This is a genomic window from Pandoraea sp. NPDC090278, from assembly GCF_044772185.1.
Classification (GTDB): domain Bacteria; phylum Pseudomonadota; class Gammaproteobacteria; order Burkholderiales; family Burkholderiaceae; genus Pandoraea.
Genome location: NZ_JBIVYJ010000002.1, coordinates 318,421 through 343,982 on the forward strand (window position 1 = coordinate 318,421; position 25,562 = coordinate 343,982).

The window sequence follows — 25,562 nt, forward strand, 5'->3', positions numbered from 1 at the left end:
CGGTAACTCGTGGTGGACGAAACTCAGGAATGGCCCGGCGCGCGGCGCGTAACTGCCGATGCGGCCGCGGGCCCGGACGAGACCGTCTGCTTAGCTCGCGACGTGTCGCTTCCGGCGGCCTTGTCGGCGCCATCGGCGGGGGTGTCGGGAACGTTACAGACGTGTCGAGCCGGCGGTACGGGATCGAAACCGCCGGGATGAAACGGATGACAGCGACATAGACGCCGGGCCGCGAGATAAGTGCCGTAACCGGCACCGTGCTCGACGATGGCCTCGCGTGCATAGTCGGAGCAGCTCGGATGGAAGCGGCAACGGTTCCCCAGCCAGGGACTGATCACCAGCTTGTAACCGCGCAGGAGCAACAACAGCACGCTTCGCATCTCGATTCCGCCTGTCAGTCTGGTCACAGGGTGACCGGGTGGGCGGCGCATGCCCGGGGTCGGGCGCTACCGTGTGGGGACTAACTACCTTCCGTCTTGTCGTCGGACGCGCGGCGCTTTCGGGCAGCTTTCTCAGCTGCGTCGAAGAGCTGCGCGAACTCGGTCTGGCACAGTGTGTTCAACACTGGCGCAGCGGCCGCCGTATACGTCCCCTTGTCGAATCGCCGGGTCAGTCGCAGTACGAAGTCCCAACCGGTCAGTGCCTCACGGCGCTGACGGAACATCTCGCGAGCCTGACGTTTGATCAGATTGCGAGTGACCGCGCGCGGTGCATGCTTCTTACCGACGACAATGCCGATGCGGCCTTCATGAGGCGTGGCATCGGCAGGGGTGTCCGGCGCGTCTTCGCGCCAGCGCATATACAACACGAAGTGCGCGCTGCGACGCAGAGGGCGCAAACTAAAAACGGATGAAAACTCATCCGTTTTGAGAAGTCGCGCGGCTTTGGGAAACCCCAATGCCGGGACTTCGCGCCTTGCGGATTTAACGCGCAAACCGCGGTACGACCGAGAACCGCGATTAGACGGCCAGGCGCTTACGGCCCTTGGCGCGACGAGCGGCGATGACCTTGCGGCCGCCACGGGTCTTCATGCGAACCAGGAAGCCATGGGTGCGCTTGCGGCGCGTCACGGAAGGCTGAAAAGTACGTTTCATGATGCACTCACTGTGTGAAAAAATTCCCGCGCAGCAGCATCGTAAAACGCCACAAGGACACCGTGAAAACCTGCAAATTCAAGGACTTTCACGCGCGACCCAGCCGTCGGGAGTTGGATAGGAATCCGGTTATCTTTCTAACGAACCCGCTATTTAATCGGCTTTTCCGTTGTGTGTCAATAGGTTAGCCATCGCCCCGACGGCATCCGCACACGATCGGTGCCGCCGTTGTCGCGGAATCCCCAGCCCGTGGGGCTGTGGCTGTGGATCATGGCGGAAATTGCCCGATGCTTCACATTTTGCCGGTGGATAAATGGGAAATCGTGAAGATGTTCTGGCGGTCGCGGCAAATCGTCGCAATTGCCGGTCATTTGCGCAGCCATCGCGCGAAGTCAGATGGGTTAACGCGGTACGCCCGCCCGGAGATGCACATGCTGTGGGCATTCCTGTGGATAACTCGCTTTGCGAACGCTTTGGCGGTAAAATCCCCCATCAATTTTTTTCCCAGCAGAGTACCGGTGACGCCGCCATGTGGATAGCGCGCCGGGTTTTGTCGTCTGCGCGCGCCGGAGCGACCGGTTGCACGCGCGAGACCAAGCCCGAGCGCCGCGCCGTGGTTCGTCGAATGCCGGACGTCTGCAATGCGCCGCTGGTCCGACTCGATCCCGGCCGGTCACCCGTCCCCCATGCGTTGGTGGACGGATTTCCGGCTTGGTTTGGCGCGTTCTGCCCCCATATCTGATGTAACGGATAGTGGACGGCAAGAGCGCCAGACGAAGCAGTCGGATGGGCCCCGCGCCACCTGGACACACGCTGCATGAACGACTTCTGGCAACACTGCGCGACCCGTCTCGAACAAGAGCTCACGCCTCAGCAGTTCCGTACCTGGATCAAACCGCTGGCGCCGCTCGATTTCGACGAACAGGCGCGCACGCTCAAGATTGGCGCCCCCAACCGCTTCAAGATGGACTGGGTGAAGAGCCAATTCTCCGGGCGTATCCAGAGCATGGCGTCGGACTATTGGAATGCCCCGATCGAAGTGACGTTCGTCGTCGATCCGAAGGCCAGTTTGCGGGTGCCCTCTTCCACGACGGTGACCCCGCCGCCCGCGCCGAGTGCCGCGCCCGCCCCCGTGCCGACGACCGTTGCGCGCGCCAATCCGACGGCGGCCGCCGTCCACGCGGCCGTGGCTGGCGCGAATGGCAACCATGCGGCAGATGCCGCAGCGCTCGACGGTGAACGTCCCGATCTGGAAGCGAGCGAAGCCGAAGCCGTGCGTCGCAACTGGCGCGTCACGCCGCAGGAGCCTGCGCACGTCGGCGAAGTCGAGTCGATCTACGAGCGCTCGAAGCTCAACCCGGTGCTGACCTTCGACAACTTCGTGACGGGTAAGTCGAACCAGCTCGCCCGCGCCGCCGCCATTCAAGTGGCGAACAACCCGGGGACTTCGTATAACCCGCTGTTCCTGTACGGCGGCGTCGGTCTGGGTAAGACCCACTTGATCCACGCCATCGGCAACCAGTTGCTGGCCGAAAAGCAGAACCCGCGCATTCGATACATCCACGCCGAGCAGTACGTATCCGACGTGGTGAAGGCGTACCAGCGCAAGGCATTCGACGAATTCAAGCGCTATTACCATTCGCTCGATCTGTTGCTGATCGACGATATTCAGTTCTTCTCGGGCAAGAGCCGTACGCAGGAAGAATTCTTCTATGCGTTCGAGGCGCTGATCGCGAACCGTGCGCAGGTGATCATCACGAGCGACACGTATCCGAAGGAAATCACCGGGATCGACGACCGGCTGATTTCGCGCTTCGATTCGGGGCTGACGGTGGCCATCGAGCCGCCCGAACTCGAAATGCGCGTGGCGATTTTGATCAAGAAGGCGCAGGCCGAAGGCGTGGGGTTGTCGGAGGACGTGGCGTTCTTCGTCGGTAAGCACCTGCGCTCGAACGTCCGTGAACTGGAAGGTGCGCTGCGCAAGATTCTGGCGTACTCGAAGTTCCACGGCCGCGAGATCACGATCGAGCTGACGAAGGAAGCGTTGAAGGATCTGTTGACGGTTCAGAATCGTCAGATTTCCGTCGAGAACATTCAGAAGACGGTCGCCGATTTTTACAATATCAAGGTCGCCGACATGTATTCGAAAAAGCGGCCTGCCAATATTGCACGGCCGCGGCAGATTGCCATGTATCTGGCGAAGGAACTGACGCAGAAGAGCTTGCCGGAAATCGGCGAACTGTTCGGTGGCCGCGACCATACGACGGTGCTGCACGCGGTACGCAAGATTGCGGAAGAGCGAGGCAAGGATGCGCAGCTCAATCACGAGTTGCACGTGCTGGAGCAGACGCTCAAGGGGTAACAGCCAGCGATGGCGCAGGGGGACGGGCGGGGTTGCCTGCATCCCTGTGGATAAGCTGGGTGCGGTTTGGGGGGAACTGGTGTTTTCGGGCACAATAGCGGATCGGCGCACAATGCGTCCCCGGCTCGTCCACAGCGTTTTCCGCCCTGTTATCCCATCTGCAAGCGATTGATTGATAAGGGAATCTTCGGGTTTTCAGCAGAAACTGGCACCCGTTAACAGTTACTACGAAGGATAAATATGCAATTGGTCAAAACTCAACGAGACAATCTGCTGCGGCCGCTGCAAATTGTGAGTGGCATCGTCGAGCGTCGCCACACGTTGCCGATTCTGGCCAATTTGCTGATTCGCAAGCACGGACAGGACATTTCCTTCCTGTCGACCGACCTTGAGTTGCAGATCACCACGACCGCTGACTGCGGTGCCGGCGCCGACGATGTGGCGACGACCGTGGCCGCGCGCAAGCTGCTCGACATCCTGCGCAACATGCCGGACGCCGAAGTGGCGCTCTCGCTGTCGGACAAGCGTCTGACGGTGGCAGCCGGCAAGAGCCGTTTCCAGTTGCAGACGCTGGCGGCTGAAGATTTCCCGACGGTGGCCGAAGCCAACGACTACGCCGCGAGCTTCGCGCTTCCGCAGCGCGCGTTCCGCCAACTGCTGGGCATGGTGCACTTCGCGATGGCGCAGCAAGACATCCGTTACTACCTGAACGGCATGCTGCTGGTGGTCGAGGGCGAGAAGATCGAAGCGGTCGCGACGGACGGTCACCGTCTGGCGTACTGCAACACGACGATTGCCGGTGAGAAGTTTGCGCGTCAGGAAGTGATCATCCCGCGCAAGACGATTCTCGAGTTGCAGCGTCTGCTCGAAGACATCGACGATCCGGTGCAGATCGACGTGGCGCCGAGCCAGGTCAAGTTCCGTTTCGCGAATGTCGAGCTGGTGTCGAAGCTGGTCGAGGGCAAGTTCCCCGACTTCAACCGTGTGATCCCGAAGGGTTACAGCAAGGGCTTCGTGATCAGCCGTGAAGAGCTGCATCGTTCGCTGCAACGTGCGGCGATCGTCACGTCGGACAAGTTCAAGGGTGTGCGTTTCCTGGTGAGCGAAAACCAGTTGAAGATCAGCGCGAACAACACCGAAAACGAAGAAGCGCAGGAAGAAATCGAGATCGATTACACGGGCGAGTCGGTGGACATCGGCTTTAACGTGACGTATCTGCTCGACGTGCTGTCGAACCTGAAGGTCGAGCAAGTGAAGGTGAGCCTTGGCGATGCCAATTCGAGCGCACTGATCACCCTGCCGGACAACGACGAATTCAAATACGTCGTCATGCCGATGCGCATCTGAGCGGATATTCCGCCATACGCGCCGTCACATATGCGCGAAGGGGCCGAGCGCCCCTTTGGCGTTTCTAGAGAATTATCCTTTTGCGGGATAAGCGGCCTTCGGAGCGCCAAAAGCGTGCGGGGGGCGGCAGGTCATGAAGCAGTAATTCGTCAGCAATGACGCAGTAACCGGAAGATTGTCATGAGCGAACAGCAAAAGCAGGCCGAAAACGGCTACGGCGCAGCCTCCATCCAGATCCTCGAAGGTCTGGAGGCTGTACGCAAGCGTCCCGGCATGTACATTGGCGACACGTCGGACGGCACGGGCCTGCATCACCTGGTTTTCGAGGTGTTGGACAACTCGATCGACGAGGCATTGGCGGGTTACTGCGACGACATTCACGTCGTCATTCACGCCGACAACTCCATTTCCGTGACGGACAACGGCCGCGGCATTCCCACGGGCATCAAGTTCGACGACAAGCACGAGCCGAAGCGTAGCGCGGCGGAAATCGTGATGACGGAACTGCACGCGGGCGGCAAGTTCGACCAGAACAGTTACAAGGTGTCGGGTGGTCTGCACGGCGTGGGTGTGTCGTGCGTGAACGCACTGTCGACCTACCTTAAGCTCACCGTGCGTCGCGACGGCAAGAAGCACTTCATGGAGTTCCATCAGGGCGTGCCGCAGAACCGCGAGCTCGAGATGGTCGACGGCGTTGAGACGTCGCCGCTGAAGTTGCTGGGCGACACCGACAAGCGTGGCACCGAGGTGCACTTCCTGGCCGACGAAACGATCTTCGGCAAGGTCGAATACCACTACGACATTCTCGCCAAGCGCATGCGCGAGCTGTCCTTCCTGAACAACGGCGTTCGTATTCGTCTGACGGATCAGCGCACGGGCAAGGAAGACGATTTCGCCTTTGGCGGCGGCGTGAAGGGTTTCGTCGAGTACATCAACAAGTCGAAGACGGTGCTGCACCCGACCGTGTTCCACGTGATGGGCGAGCGCGACGGTATCGGCGTGGAAGTCGCCATGCAGTGGAACGACAGCTACAACGAAACAGTGCTGTGCTTCACGAACAACATTCCGCAGCGTGACGGCGGTTCGCACTTGACCGGTCTGCGTGCGGCAATGACGCGCGTGATCAACAAGTACATCGCCGAGAGCGAGATCGCCAAGAAGGCGAAGGTCGAGACGACGGGCGACGATATGCGCGAGGGTCTGACCTGCGTGTTGTCGGTGAAGGTGCCTGAGCCGAAGTTCTCGTCGCAGACGAAGGACAAGCTGGTGTCGTCGGAAGTGCGTGCGCCGGTGGAAGAGTATGTGGCGAAGGCGCTTGAGGACTTCCTGCAAGAGACGCCGAACGACGCGAAGATCATCTGCACGAAGATCGTGGAAGCGGCGCGTGCGCGTGATGCGGCACGTAAGGCGCGTGAAATGACGCGTCGTAAGGGCGTGCTCGACGGCGTCGGTCTGCCGGGCAAGCTGGCGGACTGCCAGGAGAAGGATCCGGCGCTGTGCGAAATCTACGTGGTCGAGGGCGACTCGGCCGGTGGTTCGGCGAAGCAGGGTCGCGACCGTAAGTTCCAGGCGATTCTGCCGCTGCGCGGCAAGGTGCTGAACGTTGAGAAGGCGCGCTTCGACAAGCTGATTTCGAGCGAACAGATCGTGACGCTGATCACGGCACTGGGCTGCGGTATCGGCAAGGACGATTACAACATCGACAAGCTGCGTTACCACCGCATCATCATCATGACCGATGCTGACGTGGACGGCGCGCACATCCGCACGTTGTTGCTGACGTTCCTGTACCGCCAGGTGCCGGAGCTGATCGAGCGTGGTTACGTGTATATCGCGCAACCGCCGCTGTACAAGGTCAAGCACAACAAGGACGAGCGTTACATCAAGGACGAGAGCGAGCTGGCGCAGTACATGCTGAAGCTGGCGTTGAACAATGCCGAGCTGACGCCGTCGACGGGCGCTGCCCCGATTTCGGGCGACGCGCTGGGCGAGCTGACGCGCAGCTATCAGCTGTCGGATGGCGTGATCGAGCGCCTGAGCCGCTTGTACGAGCCGTCGGTACTGACGGCCGTGACCGAAGGTGTCGAGATCAATCTGGACACTGAGGAAGCGGCAGCGAAGTCGGCGAAGGCGCTGGAAGCTGCACTCAGCAACGACCCGCTGGCCCCGGAGATCACGATCACGGCGGTGACGGAAGAAGTCGAGAACGCCGACCCGGTGATTTCGCTGCGCGTGGACCGTCGTCATCATGGCAACGTGAAGGTGACGGTGATCGATCCGGACTTCCTGCAGACGGCGGATTACGCGCAACTGCAAAAGACGGCGGAAACGTTCAAGGGTCTGATCGGCGAAGGTGCAACGATCAAGCGCGGCGAACGCTCGCAACCGGTGACGAACTTCAAGTCGGCGATGAAGTGGCTGATGGCGGACGCCGAGAGCAAGCTCTCGAAGCAACGCTATAAGGGCCTGGGCGAGATGAACGCGGAACAGCTGTGGGAAACTACGATGGACCCGACGGTGCGCCGCCTGCTGCGCGTGCAGATCGAAGACGCGATTGCAGCGGATGGTATTTTCACCACGCTGATGGGTGACGATGTCGAGCCGCGTCGCGCGTTTATTGAGTCGAACGCGTTGCGTGCGGGGAATATTGACGTTTGATGGTTATCCTGTTGCAGGGAAACGGAATTCGTGAGATTTGACGCGAATTCGTGAGACCAAAGTAACGAAGTTGATGAGACTATCTGGACTCGATCTGCCACACATTTGCACCGTCTGAGCCAAAATGACGGTGTGTGTTGACCATAGCAAAAATTCGAAGAGGGCCTTGAAGTTCAAGGCCCTCTTTTTGTTTGATATTGGAGTGCAACCCTGCTGTGGGGCACCACAACTCGCGCGGTAGGACGCCAGATACGGCGCCACCGGCCGCTAATCGAGCCAACTGGTTGCGGCACGACCACAAATGATGAGCGTGAAGTCTTTCGTCGTGCGGTGTTCTCCCGACCGTCTCTTACCGGCCAGCTGAGAATCTGGATGACTACCGTGACAACGCCGCAGTCGATCCGAGGCACGAATGTACATCGTCTGTAAGGAGCGTGGGTATTCGAATCCGCTTGATTTGTTGGGTGCGGAGTTGAATGTGCTCGACGTCGGGCAATTCGTACGGGAGCAAAATCCGATTAAAGATCGGACCATTGTTGTTCGACTCCTCCGATCAGCGGATCTCGATGATTGGAGGCTGATGGGCGGCATTCCCGCGAACTATCCGGACACCACTTCCGGCTGAACAGCCATCACGAAGTCTTGTTTGAAGGAACGGATGGATCCGAAGTCCCAAAAATCGACAAATTCACCGTGGATCTTGGCAACCAACCGAGGATAGTTACAGTCGCCCACGATGCAACAACCGCCTACTTCGATTTGCGGGGCGTCGGACAAGTCTCTGCTCCAGAACTGGCCAAATTCATTTGTGAGCCGGATCCATTTGTCTGCCCGCGCTGAGTCCAATGGATTGGATCGAAGCGTCGCTGCAGTGTAGCGCCTCAGATCGTCGCTGGCGGCGGCATCGGCGGCCACAGGTGGCGCGAGGGCGAGGAATATCGCCTTTGCGCGCAACTGTTCGTTCTGACCGTTCGTGTCGAACGCGTCGACGGATGATTCCGGAACCTTCTCGCCGATAATCCATGCCAACCACAACAGCAACACACGGAGCTGAATCGCTTCCTCGGTTTCCGTGTTGGTATCGTCCGTCAGTGTGTCGATTAGCCGCGTTCTGGAATTGAACAAACACCACATGGATTCGTCCAGCAAGCGACGGCGCTCTGCCTCGGGAACGAGGAACTCGCGTGCCATTTGCCAACGCGGAAAGCGCTCAATACGCACCAGCTCCTTCACGAGCGAAAGCACGGCGATGAGTTGAACGAGCGCCCGCGCTTTGGTATCAGTTGTGTCGGCCTTAGTCAGCTTGACGAGCATCCGGTTGATGAGCCTCGTCACCTTTTTGCCAACCCGCCGCGCAATCTCGGCATCGCGGAGAACCTGAGCGTCGACATTCTCACCGTCTTCGGTTTGCTCTGGATTGTCGTCCTGATTGACCTGTTCCTCCTCGGTTCGGCCTGCCCTGTCCATGGGCATGGTCGGCTGCGTACGTAGCTCCTCGCCGAATTTTCGGGTCAGAAGGTCGATCAGCGTGATGATATCGGCGGATTCGACTAGACGGCGACGTCTCCTAGTCTGGCAAAGCTCGGTGACGCTGATTTCGAATGTGTCGGGTCTGCCGCCACTCGCTATGTGGGCTTGCGCCGATCCACGCCGTAATCGCACTTCGTTCTGTATTTCTTCTTCGGCGGCCGGTTCGAAGATCGCAGCTTCGACCGCCTTGAGCATTTCTGAAATGCTCTCACCGGACGGGTCCAATGCACCGAGCGCGTCGCGAACTTGGCGATGCGACGATCGCGTCTCCGCCGTCAGCAAATGTGGGTGAGCGATCATCGCCCTAGCCACTCGCTCGCTACCCAGGTACAAGTCGCACGCGCGCACCAGCTTCACGTCGATCGACACGGGAATACTCAGGACATCTCCCTTGCGAGTGACGGCGATATTTGCTTGAATTACGTCTAGATTGTCACTTAACAGACGGGCGCTACCGGGCTCGATGGCCCCGCCTGGCGTTGCGATTTGCAGTTCGTTAGGGTTTGCCGCCACACCTATCCAGAAGCGTTCGGCCGATTTATCGTTCGAACTTATTTGGGCGACGCTTCGTGTAGCGGTGGCCTCGAGTTCGCGTGCTGAGAGCGGTGGCAACGCGAACATGCCGTACAACCCCAGCGCCTCCGCCGTCACCTGTGCGTCTGGACCAATGCGCATCATCACGGCTTCGACATTCGCGCGGCTTCGATCGCCCATCCAAGCGGGGCGGCTGGGATTGGCGCTTCCCGATATGAGCGCGTTCCCATTGTCATGCGTTTGCTCAATATATAGCGCCTTCGCATGTAGGTACTTGTCGCCGCAATTGCTGGGGTTTGTCCAGAGAAGCCTCGCGTCCACGAAACGCGCCTGCACCTTATGCATGCTTGGCAAATGCACGGTTTCCGGATCGATTGCGATGACGACGTCGGCCTGCGGCCAGCGTTCATGCAGATGCGCGACGAAAGCCAGGTCGCTATCGAAGAACGCACCGGTCACCCCGATCCTGCGAACTTCGCCTTTAACGCGCGCGTCAATTTGCTCAATAAGCGACGCTCCTCCTGGGCGCTGATGTAACGCGACGGTCGTCGTGGTTGCGCCTGGCGACGACAACGGCGCCACGCTTTTGGAAAAGGAAAGCACCGCTTCGATCAGGGAGGGTGGCGCCTGCTCCCGTGCAAGTTCGATCCATTCCTGCGCCATCTGCCAAATCGAGTCCAGCAGAGCGGCACCTTCCTGATCCTTACGGTCCGTCACGTGCACCCAGTTCGTGATCTCCCGGTTGTAGCCGAAGCCTGATAGCGTCAGATTGTGGCTGCCGACGAGAATCGAGGCCTTCTTTTTGCCGGCCAGAATACAGACTTTGGGATGAAATGCTCCGCGCACGTTGACCGGCAAGAGCGAGTACGCTATCCCTGCAAGCCTCGGGCGGGTCGCTTCGGATTGCCAGCTTAAGCTGCATTGTGCGTGATCCATCAAGACGATGTTCTGGTGGCAGCCCGCCGCCACCAGGCGACGCAGCAAGACCTCTTCATAGAAGGGCAGGCTCGCGTTGAACGTGGTGATTAGTGATGCGTCGAAGCCGCCTTGCTTGATGACATTCAAAAGGGAGATCGAATCAGGCACTGACGCCCTCCATCAACTGCTTGCCTTCCGCGCTCAGCAACGTACGCTTATCGTCATTGCGCACGACCGCGCCTATGTCCATCAGGATCTGTAGTGCTTGACGAAAGCGCGGCGTGGTATTGGACGGTGCGGGTATGTTTCCATCTGTCAGTTGCAAACCGCGCTCAGACGGGCGGAAACGAAACGTCGCTGAATTCGTGCGATGAAGTTTGCGCAACGACACGCGCAAATGCGTATTCATGCACCACGCAACGACGTCAGAGACCACGGCGCTTGGTGACATCTCTCGCCACTCAGCAGCTTTGCGCCGGAACGTATCGAGATTGATGGGGTAATCCCGCAGTGCTTGTGGCGTGATCGCGAGCCCTTCATACGGCGCACGACTAAAATCATCACGAATGACGAGGATCGCGAGCACTCGCATGGCTGACGCAAACAACGCGGCTTCGCTTTCGCGCCCCCAAGACGAAACCATGTTTTGAGCCATCGGCATCTCGTGACCCTCAGCGGACCACTCCTCGAGCGCTGGCAATGTAGATTCGATGTTCGAGAGCCACGCTCCGAACGTCGCACAGTTGGTGTCGGCAACGAAGCCTTCCACGACGGCTGATTCCTCGAACGCCTTGACGAACGCCTCGACTGTGTCGCACACATAGCGCTCTCCCGCGATCTGCGGGGATAGCTTGTTTAAAACAAGCGAGAAGATCGTCTGAACCGCAACCGATAGCAGATCGTTGCGAACGTAAATGGCCCAGGTCGCACGCGTGGACGCCAGATCGGCGGGGATGCTCCAGCACGGCCGATCCGGCAGTGCGTTGCCATACATGACGGCGCGGAATACGTATTCGGAAAACTCGACGTCAGGCGTCAGATTATCTATGAGACGCTGGATTATCGCTAGCGAACGCTTGCGCTGCGTGCCATCTTCGCCGTACTCTCGCAACCGGTCGAAATAGATATCGGTGAGCCGTTCGCGCTCACTCGACTCGGGGCTTCGAAGGTGGCACGGACAGAACGCATGCAACTGTCTAATGTCGTCGTCAGCGATCTCACCTTCCTCGAGGATGCTCCAGAATAGGTCTGACGGCACCGATGCATTGAAAGCTTCGGCAATTGGCTTGCCGACTTCCTTTGTGAATTGAAACCACGGCTTTCTGCCGCCGTGCAGCATGCGTAAGTCGGTGAGCGTTCCTGCGTAATACTGCGAAAGCCCTCCCATGCGATTCATGAAGTACCGATCTTCGGAGTCGTTGGCGGTGAACCTGACTAGCTTCAGTGTCTCTCCGTCGAGCGCTCGCTGCACTGCGCTGACCAGTTTCTGTCGACCCACCATCGCTGCGCCGTGGCGCTCGCTGATCTTGTCGGTGCATTGCGAGTGGTGTTCGGCAATCAGTGTGAACAGGCAATCGGCTCGCCGAAAACGTTCGACGAACGATGTCTCGTCCTCGTCATACGGAAAGCGTTTTGCGAGCGACCATATGAGCCACGGATAGAAGGAGTAATAACGGGCTCGGTCGGTGACGTTCGTTATTCCCGGCAATAGCTGACCGTAAATAAGAACGCACGGCGCTTGTGCGCCGAGGTGATCCAATCCGCCGATGGAGTGTGGAGGTTCGACCCACGCAGTGTCGATTTTCAATTCGCTCTCTCGGGATGGCGGTATTTAATTGAGGCGTGGAGTGGCACGCATGGCGAGGCGGTTCTGTCTGGGCAATTGTCGGTTCGTCGGATTCATGTTCGCTATCGGCAGACTTCTCCAATTATGTAGGTGCACGAAACAGGTTAGTCAGCCTCACAGTAACGATGCGTGATCCCGTAATCGCGCCAACTGCGACATGTCAGTCGACGGAGGGCTCAAACTTGGCAAAGAGTCGTACCCATCGCTCAATCAAATCAATATCTATGTCCGAGATCCCCTTGGACAGCGAGACGGTCTTCACACGCTTCGCAACCTCCACCTTCCAACCAAGCGTGAGCTCAATGCCTTCACGCTTGGCCCAAGCTTCCACCTGAGGCACGATGGGCTTACCTTTCAAGGCGGCATCCGAGAAGGTTTGCTCCGCAGCACGAAAGACGCGGTCCACACCATCTACAAAGCGCTGGTGAGGAATCAAGTCCTCCAGCTCCGACCCTTGGAAATCGACGAATTCGTCTGTTGATATGACCTTCGCCTCCTCGAGGTTATAGAGGCTACTACGAAGCTCTGCGGCCAACTTAGTGCCCATGTGATCACCATCTAGCAAAACGACCGGCAGAGTCTCATCTCGACCAGTCAGGATGCTGGCAGTGATCCGGAGTGTTTTGGTTCCACCTGCGGGTGGAAACACCAATTCTCTACGAGGTTTAATCTTTCCTGCGCCAATGAGGAGAGCCTTGATCATCGTGAGATAGTGCTGATCAGACGCACCTTCCACGACGATCGGCAGGCACCCTAGAAGCAAGCTCTCGGCGACATTCAGATTGAGTGCCGAATACACAGCATACGCAGCGCCAGCTTGCGCTGGGTCGGCCCCCGACTGACGTAGATTTGGCGAGGACTCAGTCGAGCCATCTGAAGCGACATAAACTTTTCGTACTCGATCTAAGCGGTCGGGATCAACGAGAAATGGCGAATGCGTCGTATAGATGATTTGATTGGTGTTAGCCAGCCCATCGAAGAAGGCGGATAGATCGCGCTGCGCGAGAGGATGAAGGGATAGGCCCGGCTCATCGAGCAGAAGGATGGCACCTTCGTGATCACCTTGGCTTTCAACCAAGAACACGAGATAGAAGCTTAGGAACCACTGCAATCCAGTACTGCGATTCTCAAGTTCCACTTCCTCCGGACGTCGATCGTCCGATACCCAGATGCGAAAATGATCGCCGTCTGCCTCGAAGCGGAAGCGGTAGTCGCCTTGTTTCCACCACGACTTGAACTCTTTGGTCAAAGTTGTGCCCGCAGACTGTAACAGGATGGATCGCTCTCGCTTGCGCTCGGCGATCTTCGCGATCTCGTCTTGGGTTGGCTGCCGGTTTTGATTGCTGGGGTCTTTGAAATCACGACCGAGTTCAAGAATTTCCTTGGGCTGAAGCCGAACGAAGCTGAATAGCACGCGGAGGGTTCGAGCTTTCGCCGTTTCCTTGGCGCCCAGATCTTTTCTTTCCAGATTCTGGACTACATGGGGGAGATAAATCTCGGAGTCCAGATTTCCATAATTGGAGTAATAGACAAATTTGGGGAGCGCGTTCAGGACAAGGTTCAGGACTCCGTCGATGTTCTCTGGAGCGGGTGACCGGATTTGGGACAAGCGGCCGGTTAAGACGTCGATGGTTTGCTGGACGCGAGGGACGATTGTCGACGTTTTAGCTGGTTGTTCTGGCAATAACCTATTCAGTAACTCAATGGCTGTATCCAAGTCCTGTGCAGTCCAGTCTTGGCTAATGGAGTCGATCAGCTCGTGAACAGCGTCGACAAGTGTTAGCTTAAGAGACTCTTCGCTTTTGAGCGCCTCGGTCTGTTTAAGAGCTGTGGATAAGGACGTCAACTCGTGCCTCATGTCCAGAGCGGTGACGGTCGTCTCGGGAATATACAGAGGAAACGAGATCTCGTATTGCCCGTCAAAGTACCTGTCGACACGCACGATTTTAAGTTGTGAAGCATCCAGATTCGTGCTTTCGACCAATCTGGCGCTGAGAGACGTTGCATCAAAGTCGGCACTGATGAACCGAAACCGCCCCGGTTTGTCACGCACATCCGCGAACATGGTCTTCGGGTAGTCTGATGTCGGCTGAATCTCGCCTTCACGGGCGGGATTGAGCTTCCAAAGGGGAAGCAGCAAGTTCGTTTTTCCAGACTCGTTTACACCGATTAGTGCGGCAACGTCACCAGCTTCAATATCGCCGCTGTCCTTCACAGAGCGGAAATTCGTTACCCGGTATTTGATCAACTTCATCCTGCCCCCGTTGAGATTGCTTATTCGTTTGCGAAACTGAAGTCCGTGCGACCAATTGGTTACAGTAATCGGTGTGCCTAGCCGATGATACGGGCTACCCCATCCGGGGAGGAGCCCACCACAGCCGGCTGTAGGAATACGGCATCGTCGTGTCGATGAGCTGTTTCATGTCCGGAACGGTCGAGCTCGATCTTCACGCTATACGGGCCAGAGACGTTACGTGCCCGGACTATTTTTTTGTTTTGTTTGTCTCCGGTTTGGCAGAGACGCCTCCTGATCATCTGGCATGACTGCCGGTCGCCTTGCCCCTACGGAGAGGGACTGCTTCAACCTCTCCAGCATCTTCTCGCCCAACTCCGGGTGCATACGTTTCACCATAGCGGCTTGTCCCCTAACTCTGCTCACAGGCATTGTGGACTCCTCACCGATGGAGATAGCCAGGTTTGTGCGATGGAGCAGAGAGGAGATGCTTCGACGTTGAGGTTTCGGCAACGAGACCTTCTTATTCACCACAAGGCCGTTGACGGACGTCCGTGCGTTGCTTCGTTGAACATCATGCTTGGGGCGTTTGACGGAATAGCCATGCCTGTTGACAAACGCGAACAGCATTCGATTCGTCTCCGTCACTTCGTCGCTATTTACTCGTTGTTGCTTCGATATTGTGATGTCATCAACCAAGCGAGAGTATCGCCATCCCTGCCTTTCCAATCGAGCGACTAGATCATGCTCGTCTGAAAAAAACACAAGATTTGCGAGATAACTACTGGTCCTCGCGCCTTGAGGAAGGAACCCGTCTTTGGTTGTGAGCATGGTGAGCAACTTCGCAACCGCAGGAGAAAAACGAAAAAATTTGGACCAAATGTCCATTACTGCCGAATCGGAGGTGCTTGGAAAAAAGTCAGCGATATCCAGCGTCACGAGGATTGTGGGGTCAACGTGGATTTCGGCATTACGAACATAGTCGCGAGGATGGAGCCGGTCACGAATTCCACCCTGAAGGAATAGGGGAAACATCGTCCGGTGGAAGATCCTGCTGTTAATGTGTCCGTGAACTTCTTTCAGTTGCTTCTGAGCATCCCATGTGTACCGCGTCGAGCCATCCTTTTTAGGTACGGGCACTTTTCTGTACATGCGAGACGCGTTACGGGCGAGTTGAAGCAATTGAGGCTCGGTCAAAAGCAATGTCCGAGCAAGCGCGCCCACACTCTTTATAGGCGCGTTTCTATAAAAGGGCTTGTTCTGAAGGCTCTTCATTCAACAACTGGAGTGCAGTGAAGGAAAGCTTCTCTTGAAGGTCAAGTGGCAGCCCAGCGAGTTCTGTTTGATCGGCTGCGAGGAAAAACAGAATACCTGATGGTACAGCCAACGCTTCAGCGATTTTCTGAATAACCGATAACGTTGGGTCCTTACGCTTGTTTTGTTCTAGGAGCGAAAGGTACGACACAGAAATCTCGGCCTTCTCCGCAAGCTGCGCTTGGTTCCACCCACGCTGCTTGCGACAAAGCGTGATTGCGCGGCCCAAATTCATTTTCTAACCCTTGGAAAAAATGGTTCGCTGCGTCAACTCGGGTTGAAGAATTGGTGAATGAGAGCTGCCAAGTTACTCACGATACCTGCGGCTTGAACGATAAGTTCCAACGCGCGCATGCGCAGGTGACGCGGCACTTCAACTTCATCTTCCCTATCTTGCAGGCAACGTTCCAATTCCTCAACGAGTGCCTTCAACTCTTCATTGACGCTGGTGCTTAACTCTTGGTGCTTGCTCTGACGAAGCGCGTTGAGCACATCGATGCAGTACTTCAAATGGTCTGATTTCATGGAGATTCTCCGTTGCAGGGCACATGCCCAGCTTCCACAAGCAGGTAACCGAACGGAGAGAGTTAGAGCACCACGAACCACATTCCAATTAGCTTCCACAACACAGCTTTTGAGATACCGAACATTGCCTACAGCTTCCAAGAATCCACCCGGTATCGGAGAGGACACGCGCGGAAGCTAAGTTCCGACAGCATGCACTGAGCTCCGGAGCCAAGTATTGACGCCCGAATCGCAGACAGCGGCTCGGCCTCGTTTCGTGCGATACGGCGCGATACGTCTCGGTTCGACAATGAGACGGCGCGTTAGTCCGAAGGCCTCACGAAAATTGCCCGCATAGCGGGTACCCCGTCCAAAGGACGAAGCGGCACTACCTCGCTACCACTTGAGGAATTACGAAATCGACCTGTTAAAGAGCACCGGAGCAGTTCTACTCCTCCCAGCGCAAATAATAGTGGAATGCCCACCAAAGTCAATAAAAATTATCTGGCAGTCAATTTTTGGCGGTTTTGGTAAGGCATCACGTCGAAATGCAACGGGTGCGAGCAGTTTTCACATTGGCGCAACCTTGACGCAAGCTACTTGTCTGGTCTGGCACATAGGTGGACGCCTGAGTTTGCTTGCGCCTCATTGGGGCGCTCTGAGACTGACAGATCCAGCTTGGATACCACGGTGCCCGCTCGCGTATGTATTCGCTGCACGCTTACCGTACTTCCCGCCACCACAGATTTCCAACGTAGGAAATCATTCTTGTGGCAAAGTGAAATAAAAATACTTCTTTTTAATCAATAACTTGCGCATTGACTCGGTTTCACCTTTGGTCTAACGTTGGTAACACTTATGACCGCCCGCAAGCATTTCACGATGTCAACGCCGATCGGTATCCACCTTAAGACGCTTCGATTGAGAGCTGGCCTTCGACAGCAGGAGCTTGCTGCTCGGCTTGGATATGACGCGTCACACATCTCAAGCGTAGAGGTTGGTCGCAAAAATCCATCTCAGGATTTCCTTCTTCGCTTTGCTAGTGCGCTTCGGCTTTCGCAAGACGAAATTGCGCACTTGGAAAGGGAGATGTCGGATTCTCCGACGAGCATTCAATTGATTCCGGATTTGCCCACCGACGAGTACAGGATGTACGCAGAACTTGCTCGGAAGCTTGGGAGATTGTCGCCTGGACAAATCGTGGCGATACGGAAAATCGCCGGGCTCGACGAGGAGATACGGATGCAGCCCACTTATCAGCCGTCACGCATCAAACGCCGAGTAAAAGAGGAGGCGCCAATGTAAAAACGGGACAAACCTCGCGGCCTGTCCCGTTGCGAGTTAGCGAACGACACTAACCCGGTTAGCGCCTTTAGTATCAATCGCCGACTCGCGACAGTCAAGCCGCTTTTTCGTCGGAACATGGAAAGCGCGCGAACCGTACGTGTCCGCGTGTGGTCACTATGTCGCCTGAATTCCGGCATATCGGTAGCTGACGTTGTGAACACGACGTGGCCGACATCGGCATTGGCTGGTTCCAAGTTTCGTCTTCAACGAACCCCCGCGTTTTATGCGACGCGCGCGGATTCTGTCGTAGGTGCGGACATGGACATTGAACCTAGAGAGGCCGGCACTAGCCGCAGTATCCTTTCCTCCTCGTCACACAATCGCGCTCCAGCGCGCAATCCTGTTACTCCGTCCGGTCGAGGTTTTCGGGCGAAATTCTTCTCACCCAAAAACCAGCGGCTTATCCGGTGTGAAAGCCTTCTCGAGTTTGACTGCCTACACCTATTTGAATTTGCGCGTGGTGTGACGAGCTTCGTCGAACAGCCGAAAACGATTCGATATCAGCTACGAGGTCGCTCGCGCACGTACACGCCTGACTTTGCGGTTGATTGGGCCGACGGACAACGCTGGCTGGTCGAAGTGAAGCCAGCGGACATACTACAAGCGCCTGCGAACAGAGAGAAGTTCGAGCGACTCGCGGAGGTATTCGGTAACCAGCAAGAAAAATTCGTGATTCTGTGTGACGAGCAGATACGAAACACCGTCCGGCTCAAGCAGATCAAGCACCTGTTGCGCATTCGTTATGAAAATTGGTTGGATGGAACGGTGGATGCGGTAGCACCGTCGAGCATGGAAAACCGCACAATTGCGCAAGTGCTTAACGCCGGAGCATCAGGGCGGGCGATATTACATCGACTGGCATCACGCGAAATCGTCTGTTCTCTGGACGAAGAAATCACCGGCACGACGCGCTTGAGGGCCTTTGAGGAGGGCGACGATGCAGCCTTATTCCTTTAAAGTCGGTGAGATGATCGCGCTCGAGGAAACGGCTTTCTTGGTTGAACACGTGATTGACGAGGTGGTTCACGTGGTCGGCGCGACTGACGCACATCGCACCACCTACCCGGTGTACACCCTTCTCCAGCACTTCGCACAAGGGCGGTTGAGATTCATCACGCGTGACGAGCTCGCGTTCGGCATGAGCGGCGCTGCGACCGAAGTGACGCTTGAGCGAAGCCTCGCGGATTTTCCGTTGGCGCTCCAGCAAAGCGCACTACGAAAATGGCGATACCTGAACGCGATTTGTCCCGACGGTCGGCTCGGGGTCTCGCGGCCCGTGCTGGCGCAAATGCTCAGGAGCGTGTGGACGGGGCTTGGCGCGCAGTCGGGCGGTGCAATGCCGCCATCGATACAGAGCTTTTACCGCTGGAGATCGAAGTGGGTCTGGGCACGGTTTGATGTGCGTTCGCTCATCGACAAGCATGAACTGCGGGGCCGGCGCCCGACGTCGTTGCCCGAGGCACTATCGGAGCTCATTGAGGAGGGGATTGAGAAGATTTACCTCACGCCGCAGCGAGAGTCGCTACGAGAGACTCGGGATTGGATTCAGTTGAGGATTGAGCAGGAAAACCGACGACGGGCTCCCACGCAGGCGCTTCCTGACGTTACGCATCGGATGTTGCGCCAGGCACTCTCTCGCATTGACCGATATGCGATTCTCAAGGCCCGCTATGGGCAGCGATATGCGCAGGATGCGGTGCGCGTCTACGGAAAAGGCCCGGCATGTACGTATCCGCTGGAGCGCGTCGAGGTCGATCATACGCCGCTGGACATCCTGGTCGTTGACGCTGAGACCGGACTGCTTCTGGGGCGACCTTGGATCACGGTGATGATCGATGGGTACTCAAGGATGATCGTTGGTATCCATATTTCATTTCGCAATCCGAGCGTTCGTTCGGTCCTTCGATGCCTGAAGCACGCAATCCTGCCCAAAGTCGATGTGAAGGAGCGCTTCCCCAAGGTCAACGGTGAATGGAAAGCGTACGGACTCATCCATCAACTGGTGTGCGACAACGGGCTTGAGTTTCACGCCCACGATTTGGAGGCGGCATGCGCTGAGCTTGGCGCGCACGTGGTCTATTGCCCGACGAGATCCCCGCAGATGAAAGGCCGCGTTGAGCGCTTCCTGAAAACGCTGAACTATGGCTTCGTTCACTTGCAGCCTGGAACGACATTCGCGACCTACGACAAGCGGCATGTGTACGACTCTGGCGCCACTGCGGCGCTCACGCTCGAATCTCTGCAGGAAATCGTTCACCGCTGGATCGTCGATGTCTACTCGGTGACTTTCCATCGGGCAATTCAAAGCACACCTAGCCAGAGGTGGGATGAGGGAATACAAAAGTTTCCCCCACGCCTGCCCAAATCCGCCGATGTCGTGAATGCTTACCTCGGGAATTGCAGCCGCCGGCACCTGACGAAGAACGGGATCGAGGTCCATTCCTTACAGTACAACTCGGCAGCGCTGCAAGAGCTCAGGCGACGATGCGGCAACATTGAGGTATCCGTCAGGACCGATCCTGATGACTTGGGCGCCATTTTTGTTTTTGATGATCAGTCAAAACGATATCTTGAAGCGCGATCCACCATGCCAGGCTATGCGGATGGCGTCAGTGTGGAGCAACACCGATGGATACGGTCCAAGGCACGTCGGGACTACGCGGCCTCGCCGATGCGACACGCTTTGCTCGCCGCGAAAGCAGACTTGCGCGCTGACACGGAAAAAGCCATGGACGCGGGCCGGGCTTTGCGGGGCAAGGACCGAAGAAAAACGCTGCCCAAGCATGAGCGGGAGCTCATGGTGCAACAGGCGGAGGCGCGACAGCAAAACCTGCCGCTGGAGCTCGAATCCGATGAGCCGTCTGCGCCGCATGAACCGACGGAAGACCTCGCGCACGATCACGAGGTCCCGCTTTTCCCTGTTCGTCGCGGCACGAATGGAGTGCCACCTGCACGGGCGGCGGCGAGCACAATCCCGTCGGAGGCCCGGCACCCCACAGGAGGCACTTGTCATGAGTGACGTCATTAGAGCAGGGGCGCAGCCGCCGAGTCGGGTCAGTTCGAGCGAAATCGCGTCGATGTCTTCGTCCGCGATCGGAATAACGGAGATCGTGGCCGGAGTTCGGGGCACACTGATCGAACACCCGGCATTCGCTGCAGGAATTGCGGCGATTCAACGATGCCACCGCATGGGGCGGTTTGCGCTCGAGGAGCCCGGCTGCCTGTTAATTACCGGCGTTTCGGGCAGTGGCAAGTCCACGCTTCGCAAAGAGTACGCGCGGCATCATCCTCGCCGGGAGACCCCTGAGGGGACGGAAATTCCGGTATTGCATCTTGAGTTGCCTGCGCAACCGACAATAAAAAATGTTGCTGAACGCGTGCTTTGGGAGCTAGGCGATCCGTTATTTACCCGGGGTTCTGCTGAAGCGATGACCTCGCGGATTGTGACGTTATTCAAAAACTGCAAGGTCGAACTGGTGGTTCTCGATGAGTTCCAGCATTTCATCGACCACTCGAGTGAGAAGATCGAGACTCGGGTTGCGGACTGGCTAAAGCATCTGGTGAACATCACGAAAGTGCCGTTCGTCCTAATGGGACTGGGGCGATGTCGTCGCATTCTTCAGAGTAACGAGCAACTACGCCGGCGTTTTTCGCGACACATCGCACTCGAACCCTTCGGTAATTCTGAGAAACGTGCCAGACGCATCTTTGATGGTCTAATGCGCTCCATCTGGGCCAACGTCCCGGTGATGCCGTCACCGGATTTGGTGGAGGATGGCGACATGTTGGACCGAATTCACTATGCGACGTATGGCCTGATTGGTTACATCATGACGCTTGTGAGCACGTCGGTGGAGATCGCATTGGACGAGAAGCGTTCGAGCATCGACCGGGAGGTGCTCGCGCACGCATTTGTCGAGTCCGTTTGGCCCGAAGCACGGGGGAACAATAACCCATTTCATCCTCGCTTCATCATGAGGCCTCTGACGCACGTTGGGGAGCCCTTCGGTGGTTATGCCGTCTGAAATCGGTGGCCGTCGCTTTGTCCGCCGGCCGCGTCCGGCGGATGACGAGCACGTACTGAGTTACTTCATGCGCCTTGGCGAGGCGAACGGCTTCACGGGTAGGAAAGCGCTCGGGAGCTTGGTCCGATATCTCACCGCCGCGCTTGAGCGCCCAAGTGAACGGGCAGCAGTTTCAGGCGCGCTGGACGTGGACGAATCCGTCATGAGGGAAATCAGCCTACGTCATCGACGCGTTCACGGTTTTGCGGGGCACGCTAAGGACCACGCGCGCCGCAATTTCTTTCGTGACCCGCACGTGGCGTATTGTCCGGCGTGTGTCCGGGAGCGAGGGATCTTCAGGGCTCTATGGAATTTTCGTGCGCTCGCCGTTTGTGAGTCGCACGGACTCTGGCTTCTGGAACGTTGCCAACGTTGCTGTGCGTTGGTGGGATGGGATCGTCCCGGGTCGACGATCTGCGCATGCGGGTTCGAGTTCGGGCAAGCCAAGACCACTGCGGCTCCCCATCAGGCTGTACTCATCAGCATGCTGATCTCTGCCGCTATTGTGGGTTCAGACGCGGCGAATTTCGTAGATGAGCAGCATTTTTGCTTGGAAGCCCGGCAAATGAGTGCCATCGACTGGTTAGCCGTCGCGAGCTTCTTCGCCATTTTTGTTGATGGCGAACCTCGCGTCAGCCCACGAATAAAGGCGAACCTGGACGCCGAAAAGCGTGCCACCTTGCTGGCGGTAAGATGGTTCACTCAATGGCCCCGGGGTGCAGAAATGGAGTTGAACAGCAGCACTCAGGCCCTGTGTGACCCTGGCGGTCCGCTACTTTTCGCATCGCGACACTTGCGCGCCAAGATACCGGCGCGATTCCTAAGGTATCGCCGTGGAGAGCTCACCCTACCCGACTTCATGATCAACTTAATTGAGGGTTACGGCCATTCGCTGGTTGTGTATAGCGACGGATGCGGTCTCGTCGTCAATCCGAACCGACTGGTGTCTGGGGAGGACGGGGTGCTCGGCCTTGAACTGCCACACGCTGCGCACGTGCGTTCATCAGCGGGCAAAAAACGGCGGAATTTTCTGCCGCTGGGGCGCTTCATCAAGGGCGTGCGCGCCGCGAACATCGTGCTTTACGACAATCGAGAAGTGGAAGTCCTGATTGGGGCCACGGCGATCCAACGAGGTGCGCTTGTCAATGGTGGTTTCCTCAAAGTTGACGACGAAAGACGGAACATGTTGTCGACCGAAGTTGAGCGATTCCGTACTTGGCTGACTAACGCCAGCACCTATATCACGGACTTCGACGATATGCTGCCGCTGAGCCAGTTGTCTGTGCGAAGGAAGGGTTTACTGTTGCAAATTCTAAGGGCGGCTGCCGCCGCTCGCATATCCCTGTTCAGAGACACCAAAGGTACGGCAAGGCTGGATGGGTGTTATGTCCGACGAACTGAGCTCGATGAACTCGCAAGGCGGAGCCGTGGCTAGGCTCCTTGTGCGTCCAGCGCCGATGCGCGATGAAAGTATGATCGGCTATTTGCTTCGGCTCGCCGAATGCAATGGGCTTGCATCGTTGTGCGATCTCGATTTCTTGGTCTCTTCCCAGAATTGCGGTGGTAGCCGCGTAAAGGTAGAGAGCCTGCTTGGTGGGCTGTCATTGTCAGCAACTCGCGGGCAGGTGACGCACTTTCGGAACCTCCAGATTCCTGACTGTGGGGGCGTTGATTCGAAGTGCTGGAATGGACGAAGACCGCGTTATTGCCCAATCTGCCTCGCTCAGGCGCCTTATTGGCGCGCAGTATGGGACTTGACATTGATGGTCGCTTGCTCGGCGCACCGGGTCTTGTTACGCGATTCTTGTCCTGGTTGTCATCGTGCTCTAACGTGGAAGCGTCGCCATGTTTCCGAGTGTGATTGTGGTCATACGTTGACGGAGGTGGAACCAGAGCACGCCTCCGATGAGTCTGTCGCAATAGGGGCCTATTTAGCCTACGCGATGTCTCCTAAAGCAGCTAGCTCTCTGAGGTACCGACAGCCGGACGTTCAGGCGCTTTCCCTTGTCGATCTGTTTGACCTCTGCGTTCAGTTCGGTACCTACCTATCCCCCAAGGGAACAAAGCCCACGAAGGTGGCAAATTTGTACGATGTGGCGGTTGCTCTGGGTGTGGCAAATGGAGCTGGGCACGTATTGATCGATTGGCCCAATGGGTTTTATGGACTGCTTCGAGAAATCGGTAACCGTGCCGCCGTCAATGGCACGCCTAGTCGCCTGTCGGCAAGGTTCGGGTACTTTTATACCGCGCTTTATCGTCGGTTCGGTGCCAGTCAGTTCGATTTTCTGCGCAGAGAGTTCGAGACGTTCGTAGGACGCGAATGGGTGGGGCAATTAGCGGGACGGAACCGTCGCATGTCTCTAGCCACAAGACGCGAGCACGCGTGGCTTCCCATCACAGTAGCGGCGAAGTTACTAAGAGTTGGACGGGATACTGTTCGAGCGCTAATAGAAGAAGGAAGGCTCGAGGGACAAACCCACGTATCTCCAACTGGTAGGACCTGGGGCACAGTAAGCAAGCTAAGCGTTGAACAGCTACGTAATGCAGGGGCGCAGCGGATGACGCTGATCGAAGTGCGAGGGGTTCTTGGCATCTCGCGGAAGCACGCTTATGCACTCATACGCTCAGGCATGATGAACGCGATTCGAGGTCCCTCCGTGGATGGCTCAGCGGTATGGCAATTTGATAGACAAGAGATCGCGGAGTTAGGGGCGCAGCTCTCCAACCCCATTCCGTCGTGTCATACCCATTCGCAGTGGAGGAATAATGAGCGGGAACGATCCAGAGGGCGCCACCCCTACGGCATTGAATTCGTGTGAATTGACGAGGTCACTGGACACGCTCTGCGAAGCCGACAGTCGTAACGCGTGTTCTTTGCGCAAAGATACAAGCACCGGGGAACTTCGTCTCGCCACATCTGCAGATCAAATTGCCGACATGGCTGTCTTCAATCTCTCCAGCAGGGTTCCGACGGCGGTTCATATCCACTTTGAAACGGCCAAGAATCTCTACGTTTACGCGTGGTTTGTTTATCGCTTCTATCCGGTAGCGGAGCAGCAAGCGTTGGCCTCGCTTGAGTTCGCTCTTCGAACAAGACTGGAAGACGATGCTTCTCGCTCAGCGTCAAGAGGTGCAAAGCGACCGCGCGGGTTGAAGGCGTGGCTGAATGAAGCCTTGAAGCAAGGTGCGATAGCTAATGATCGATTTCAGTGGGCTGAAAAGTGGGCGAAGGCACGTGCGAAGCGACGAGTAGATGTTCAAGCGATTCAGCAGATGAAGGATTTGGGGTTGAAATCCATACAGCTCGATTATTCGCGCGCAGAGCTGCCGCGCGAGGATTTCGCCGAAGATTGGATTGGCACGTTCATCGAGACGCTTCCTGAAATTCGAAATGAATATGCCCACGGCTCGAGTCATTTGGATAGTTCTTCCGTCTTGAGGACGTTCGAAATCATCACCGAACTTATCAACCAATTGTTTGACCGAACATCGGGGCCGCGCTGATCATGGGCACACTTCATCCATGGGAATGTCGAATATACATAGACACCGAATTCACTGACATAGCTGCACCAGAGCTTGTTAGCCTAGGGATGGTCGCGGAGGATGGCCGGGAATTTTACGGCGAATCGAACGATATTCCGATAGAGCGCTGTAGCTCATTCGTACTAGCTAACGTATTGCCGCAACTGGGAACGGTGCCTGCGCAAATGATGTCGCTTGTAGCTTTGGGCGGTGCCGTTCGAACGTGGATGCACAGTTTCGAGGGACAGAAGCAGCGCCCCGTAATTTGCTACGACCATCCAGTTGA

General features: G+C 57.0%; 20 protein-coding genes and 1 pseudogene. 12 read left to right on the plus strand and 9 right to left on the minus strand.

Annotation, left to right across the window (positions count from 1 at the left end):
- Positions 1 to 23 precede the first annotated feature (23 nt).
- From yidD to rpmH, 3 genes are all read right to left on the minus strand, one after another.
- Entirely contained in the window at positions 24 to 380 is a 357-nt protein-coding gene (gene yidD / locus ACIQWO_RS09805) for a membrane protein insertion efficiency factor YidD (protein ID WP_084104123.1), read from the minus strand.
- Positions 381 to 460: 80 nt separating this feature from the next.
- On the minus strand, positions 461 to 1,021 hold the full coding sequence (rnpA, locus tag ACIQWO_RS09810) for a ribonuclease P protein component (RefSeq protein ID WP_402822581.1): 561 nt from the start codon (positions 1,019 to 1,021) through the stop codon (positions 461 to 463).
- Complete coding sequence (gene rpmH, locus ACIQWO_RS09815) at positions 960 to 1,094, minus strand: 50S ribosomal protein L34 (RefSeq protein ID WP_010806664.1); 135 nt, start codon at positions 1,092 to 1,094, stop codon at positions 960 to 962. The genes rnpA and rpmH overlap by 62 nt, the downstream gene beginning before the upstream one ends.
- Before the next feature lie 313 nt (positions 1,095 to 1,407).
- On the opposite strand from rpmH, the gene ACIQWO_RS09820 reads away from it, so the two are divergent.
- The 4 genes from ACIQWO_RS09820 (at position 1,408) to gyrB (ending at position 7,461) form a co-directional block, all read left to right on the plus strand.
- Entirely contained in the window at positions 1,408 to 1,836 is a 429-nt protein-coding gene (locus ACIQWO_RS09820; RefSeq protein WP_402822585.1) for a hypothetical protein, read from the plus strand.
- Positions 1,837 to 1,911: 75 nt separating this feature from the next.
- On the plus strand, positions 1,912 to 3,456 hold the full coding sequence (gene dnaA, locus ACIQWO_RS09825) for a chromosomal replication initiator protein DnaA (protein WP_402822588.1): 1,545 nt from the start codon (positions 1,912 to 1,914) through the stop codon (positions 3,454 to 3,456).
- A gap of 240 nt (positions 3,457 to 3,696) precedes the next feature.
- Complete coding sequence (gene dnaN, locus ACIQWO_RS09830) at positions 3,697 to 4,803, plus strand: DNA polymerase III subunit beta (protein WP_402822591.1); 1,107 nt, start codon at positions 3,697 to 3,699, stop codon at positions 4,801 to 4,803.
- A gap of 180 nt (positions 4,804 to 4,983) precedes the next feature.
- On the plus strand, positions 4,984 to 7,461 hold the full coding sequence (gene gyrB / locus ACIQWO_RS09835) for a DNA topoisomerase (ATP-hydrolyzing) subunit B (RefSeq protein WP_402822594.1): 2,478 nt from the start codon (positions 4,984 to 4,986) through the stop codon (positions 7,459 to 7,461).
- A gap of 600 nt (positions 7,462 to 8,061) precedes the next feature.
- Here the strand turns inward: gyrB and ACIQWO_RS09840 are convergent.
- From ACIQWO_RS09840 to ACIQWO_RS09865, 6 genes are all read right to left on the minus strand, one after another.
- The gene (locus ACIQWO_RS09840) at positions 8,062 to 10,611 is read right to left on the minus strand and encodes a hypothetical protein (protein ID WP_402822597.1); all 2,550 of its coding nucleotides are present in this window, start codon (positions 10,609 to 10,611) and stop codon (positions 8,062 to 8,064) included.
- Positions 10,604 to 12,250 (minus strand): hypothetical protein, encoded by a 1,647-nt coding sequence (locus ACIQWO_RS09845; protein WP_402822600.1) that lies wholly within the window; start codon positions 12,248 to 12,250, stop codon positions 10,604 to 10,606. Before ACIQWO_RS09845 ends, ACIQWO_RS09840 begins: the two co-directional genes overlap by 8 nt.
- 199 nt (positions 12,251 to 12,449) lie before the next feature.
- Positions 12,450 to 14,543 carry an AAA family ATPase gene (locus ACIQWO_RS09850; RefSeq protein WP_402822603.1) on the minus strand — a complete coding sequence of 698 codons (2,094 nt, stop codon included), beginning with the start codon at positions 14,541 to 14,543 and terminating at the stop codon, positions 12,450 to 12,452.
- A gap of 216 nt (positions 14,544 to 14,759) precedes the next feature.
- Positions 14,760 to 15,719: a reverse transcriptase family protein gene (locus tag ACIQWO_RS09855; RefSeq protein ID WP_402822606.1), complete on the minus strand. Its 960-nt coding sequence runs from the start codon at positions 15,717 to 15,719 to the stop codon at positions 14,760 to 14,762.
- A gap of 46 nt (positions 15,720 to 15,765) precedes the next feature.
- Positions 15,766 to 16,071 (minus strand): helix-turn-helix domain-containing protein, encoded by a 306-nt coding sequence (locus ACIQWO_RS09860; protein WP_039373237.1) that lies wholly within the window; start codon positions 16,069 to 16,071, stop codon positions 15,766 to 15,768.
- 32 nt (positions 16,072 to 16,103) lie between these two features.
- Complete coding sequence (locus ACIQWO_RS09865) at positions 16,104 to 16,361, minus strand: hypothetical protein (protein ID WP_402822611.1); 258 nt, start codon at positions 16,359 to 16,361, stop codon at positions 16,104 to 16,106.
- A gap of 837 nt (positions 16,362 to 17,198) precedes the next feature.
- On the opposite strand from ACIQWO_RS09865, the gene ACIQWO_RS09870 reads away from it, so the two are divergent.
- The 8 genes and pseudogenes from ACIQWO_RS09870 to ACIQWO_RS09905 all read left to right on the plus strand — a co-directional run bounded on the left by ACIQWO_RS09870 (position 17,199) and on the right by ACIQWO_RS09905 (position 25,255).
- Entirely contained in the window at positions 17,199 to 17,645 is a 447-nt protein-coding gene (locus ACIQWO_RS09870) for a helix-turn-helix domain-containing protein (RefSeq protein WP_402822614.1), read from the plus strand.
- 300 nt (positions 17,646 to 17,945) lie between these two features.
- Positions 17,946 to 18,644: a TnsA endonuclease N-terminal domain-containing protein gene (locus ACIQWO_RS09875; RefSeq protein ID WP_402822617.1), complete on the plus strand. Its 699-nt coding sequence runs from the start codon at positions 17,946 to 17,948 to the stop codon at positions 18,642 to 18,644.
- A complete protein-coding gene (locus tag ACIQWO_RS09880; RefSeq protein ID WP_402822620.1) occupies positions 18,625 to 20,706 on the plus strand; it encodes a Mu transposase C-terminal domain-containing protein in 2,082 nt (693 codons plus the stop codon). Before ACIQWO_RS09875 ends, ACIQWO_RS09880 begins: the two co-directional genes overlap by 20 nt.
- Entirely contained in the window at positions 20,699 to 21,712 is a 1,014-nt protein-coding gene (locus ACIQWO_RS09885; protein WP_402822623.1) for a TniB family NTP-binding protein, read from the plus strand. Before ACIQWO_RS09880 ends, ACIQWO_RS09885 begins: the two co-directional genes overlap by 8 nt.
- Positions 21,702 to 22,088: pseudogene (locus tag ACIQWO_RS09890) on the plus strand (TniQ family protein); the annotation flags it as partial. The gene ACIQWO_RS09885 and the pseudogene ACIQWO_RS09890, both read left to right, overlap by 11 nt.
- 147 nt (positions 22,089 to 22,235) lie before the next feature.
- Complete coding sequence (locus tag ACIQWO_RS09895; protein ID WP_402823971.1) at positions 22,236 to 23,186, plus strand: hypothetical protein; 951 nt, start codon at positions 22,236 to 22,238, stop codon at positions 23,184 to 23,186.
- Positions 23,158 to 24,570, plus strand: a complete 1,413-nt coding sequence (locus tag ACIQWO_RS09900; protein WP_402823898.1) for a TniQ family protein — start codon at positions 23,158 to 23,160, stop codon at positions 24,568 to 24,570. Before ACIQWO_RS09895 ends, ACIQWO_RS09900 begins: the two co-directional genes overlap by 29 nt.
- A complete protein-coding gene (locus tag ACIQWO_RS09905; RefSeq protein ID WP_402822626.1) occupies positions 24,518 to 25,255 on the plus strand; it encodes a hypothetical protein in 738 nt (245 codons plus the stop codon). Before ACIQWO_RS09900 ends, ACIQWO_RS09905 begins: the two co-directional genes overlap by 53 nt.
- The last annotated feature ends 307 nt before the right edge of the window (positions 25,256 to 25,562 follow it).